The organism is Paenibacillus sp. OT2-17 (genome assembly GCF_009827695.1).
Lineage (GTDB): Bacteria > Bacillota > Bacilli > Paenibacillales > Paenibacillaceae > Paenibacillus > Paenibacillus polymyxa_B.
Genome location: NZ_WUDQ01000867.1, coordinates 1 through 1,076 on the forward strand (window position 1 = coordinate 1; position 1,076 = coordinate 1,076).

General features: G+C 40.3%; 1 protein-coding gene. It reads right to left on the reverse strand.

The window, feature by feature from the left end; all coding sequences use genetic code 11:
* Window positions 1-1,076, reverse strand: a 1,076-nt coding sequence (locus tag GRP75_RS27765; RefSeq protein ID WP_237449240.1) for a condensation domain-containing protein, incomplete at both ends; no start/stop codon positions are given.

Below are 1,076 nucleotides of genomic sequence, written 5' to 3' on the forward strand. Positions count from 1 at the left end.
TTGTCCCTTAAGATCCAAGCCAGTTGATTGGCCTTTTCATTAAGTTCTCCGTAAGTCAAGTATTTATCTTCAAATACTACTGCTATGTTATCAGGCGTCTTTTCCACTTGTTCTTCAAATAGCTCTTGTATGGTCTTATCCTTAGGATATTCTACTTTTGTATCATTGAAGCCATAGATTATTTGCTGTTTTTCCTCCTGGGACAACATATTTATTTCCGACAACCTTTTAAACGGATTTGCGGTTATCTCTTCCAACACGTTAAGGTAATGAGCCGCCAACCTTTTTATAGTCTCTTTTTTGAAAAGCCGAGTACAATATTCAAAGCTAAAAGCCATACCATCTTCACGCTCTATTGCATCAATGGATAGGTCAAATTTTGATATTCTATACTCTAGCCCGTTATTAAAAGGTCTGAAGCTTATACCAGGTACTGCAAATTCTACCTTAGAGGCATTTTGCATGGTAAACATAGTATCAAACAGTGGGTTTCTGCTCATGTCCCTCTTCAAGTTAAGCTTCTCAACCAGTTCTTCAAATTGGTAATCCTGATTGTCATAAGCCCTTAGAGCGTTTTCTCTTACTTCATTCAAGAATTCTACAAAGGTACTATCTCCCTTGGGGTAATTTCTCATAGCCAAGGTATTTACAAACATACCAAGGATATCCTGCAGGTCTGAATGTGGCCTTCCGGCTATAGGGCTTCCAACGATTATGTCTTCCTGTCCGGTGTGCTTAGACAGCAATATGTTGTATGCCGCGAGCAGTGTCATGTAAAGCGTAGCCCCATTATCCCTTGCAAGCTTGTTTAATTTATTCGTAAGCTCACTGCCTGCTTCAAAGCTAAAAAAATCCCCTTCAAAGCTTTGTATTACAGGCCTTGGATAGTCTAGCGGCATATTCAGTACAGGTATTTCTCCCTGGAATGCTTGGAGCCAGTATTCCTCCTGGCTGCTAATTCCGCCCTCATCAAACAGTTTATTCTGCCATACAGCGTAGTCCTTGTACTGTATCCGAAGTGCTGGAGGGTTGTTTCCTTCATAAAGATCCATAAACTCACGAATCAGTATGTCCAT